The organism is Dokdonella sp. (assembly GCF_049593775.1).
Classification (GTDB): domain Bacteria; phylum Pseudomonadota; class Gammaproteobacteria; order Xanthomonadales; family Rhodanobacteraceae; genus Dokdonella.
The window spans coordinates 1-2,260 of sequence record NZ_JBAWHJ010000391.1 but is presented as its reverse complement, the minus strand read 5'-3'; the positions used below and the strand labels follow the sequence as shown (position 1 = coordinate 2,260).

2 protein-coding genes are annotated in these 2,260 nt (G+C 60.3%); one reads left to right on the top strand and one right to left on the bottom strand.

The window, feature by feature from the left end:
* Positions 1 to 90: 90 nt before the first annotated feature.
* Positions 91 to 1,683 carry an NAD(P)/FAD-dependent oxidoreductase gene (locus WBP53_RS13425; protein ID WP_423929742.1) on the top strand — a complete coding sequence of 531 codons (1,593 nt, stop codon included), beginning with the start codon at positions 91 to 93 and terminating at the stop codon, positions 1,681 to 1,683.
* 12 nt (positions 1,684 to 1,695) lie between these two features.
* On the opposite strand, the gene WBP53_RS13420 is transcribed toward WBP53_RS13425, so the two are convergent.
* Positions 1,696 to 2,260: SDR family oxidoreductase (locus WBP53_RS13420; RefSeq protein ID WP_423929740.1), on the bottom strand; the 565-nt coding region annotated here is incomplete at its 5' end.

Sequence of the window (2,260 nt, the reverse complement as noted above, 5' to 3'; positions counted from 1 at the left end):
GATGACGACACCACTGCTCAGCCTGTTTACGAGCCGCAAGTCCGCCGGCAACCTTTGTGTGGATGCAGCTGCAACTGTTCGGAATACGCAATGACAAATGAAGCGCAACACGATGTGGTAGTTCTTGGCGGCGGTCTGGCCGGGCTGTGCCTGGCCTTGCAGTTGCGCGAAAAATTTGCAGACCTGAGTATCGTGGTGCTAGAGCGCAATACGCATCCAGTACCGGTCGCGGCGGTCAAGGTGGGTGAGTCGAAGGTCGAGATAGGTGCCCACTATCTGGCCGAGACGCTCGGGCTTCGCGAGCATCTGGACACGGCGCATATCCGCAAATTCGGATTTCGATTCTTCTGGAGCGATAGCCGCGATGATCTGGAACGTGTCACCGAACTCGGTGTCAGCAGGGTACTGCCGGTGCCGACCTGGCAGATCGACCGCGGCATTCTGGAAAACCACCTCGGCGAACTCGCCCGCGAACGCGGCATTGTCTTTCATGACGGCAGTGTCGTGCGCGCCGTGCATATCGAGAAAGCCGAGGTGCCACATTCCATTGAAGTGGATATCCATGACAAGGCGCAGGTGCTCACGGCACGCTGGGTAGTCGATGCCAGTGGACGCGCCGGTCTGATCCGGCGCAAGCTCGATCTGGACGAAGACAATGGCCACGAAGCCAACGCCGTCTGGTTTCGCATCGACGATCTGCTTTCGATTGATGAATGGTGCGACGACAAGGCCTGGGGTGAACGTTGTGATCCACCCGAGCGCTGGCGTTCGACCAACCACCTGTGCGGGCCGGGCTACTGGGTCTGGCTGATACCGCTGGGATCGGGCGCTCATTCGGTAGGCATCGTGTGTGACCCCAGGCAGCACCCGCTGAAGGACATGAACACCTTCGACCGCGCCCTGGAGTGGTTGCACAAACACCAGCCCCTGGTGGCACGCGCATGCGAGGCGAAGCGCGACAAGCTCATGGATTTCAAGTTCCTGCGCAACTATTCCCATGGCTGCAAGCAGGTGTTCTCGGGCGATCGCTGGGCACTCACCGGCGAAGCCGGGGTGTTTCTTGATCCGTTCTATTCCCCCGGCAGCGACTTCATCGCCATCGCCAATACCTACATCTGCGAACTGATCGCTCTCGACCGCGCCGAAGAATCGGTGGCCCCGTACGCGCGCCTGTTCGAGCAGTTCTACTTCTCGTTCTACTCGAACACCTTGAGCATGTACCGCGATCAGTACGCGCTGTTTGCCGATGCCGAAGTCATGCCGAACAAGGTCTTCTGGGACTACACCTACTATTGGGGCGTGCTTTGCCAGCTGGTGTTCCAGAACCGGCTCGCCGATACGGCCCTGCTCGGTGACGTGCAGAAGGATCTGGCCGAAGCCGCCAGACTCAATCTCGACATGCAGGCATTTTTCCGCCGCTGGGGCGAATTGAGCGCACGCCCGAATCCTGCAGTGATGCTCGATCAGAATGAGCTGGAGTGGTTTGTGGAATTGAATCGTGGCTTGTACGACGAGCTCGATGACGTCGCCATGCGCGATCGACTACGCGCCAACGTGCGGCTGATGCGCAATCTTTCGGCCACCATGGTTGAGCGCGCAAAGACAGCCTGCCCTGGACTGGATATCGGAACGCTGGCCTCCAAGCCTGACGGTTCGACGCCGCTGTTCGCAAGCGCAGCGTAGCCCGACAGGCTGCTAGCCCATGCCACCGTTGATGCCGATCACCTGACCATTGATATAGCCGGCTTCGTCGCTGCATAGAAAGCGCACGAGCGCCGCAACTTCCTCCGGATTGCCGACCCGTCCCGCCGGGACCATGGCCTTGACCATGGCCGCATCGAAACTCTCCCCGATCATGCTGCCGGCGATCATGCCCGGTGCGATCACGTTGACCGTGATGCCTCGCGACCCCATTTCCCGTGCCAGCGATTTCGATGCGCCGTGCAGGGCGGCCTTGGCTGCCGCGTAGTTGGTCTGGCCGCGATTGCCCATCACGGCCGCCACCGATGAAATGCTGACAATGCGACCAAAACGGGTGCGCGCCATTGGCAGCAGGAGTGGCTGGGTCACATTGAAAAAGCCGTGCAGCGACACATCGATCACGCGCCGCCATTGTTCCTCGCTCATGCCGGCCATCGGTGCGTCGTCGTGAATACCGGCATTGTTGATCAGGATCTGGATCGGCCCATCCGCAAGGATGGAGTCCATTGCGCTCGTTGTCGCCGTGCTATCGGCAACATCAAACGCGATGGCCGTGGCC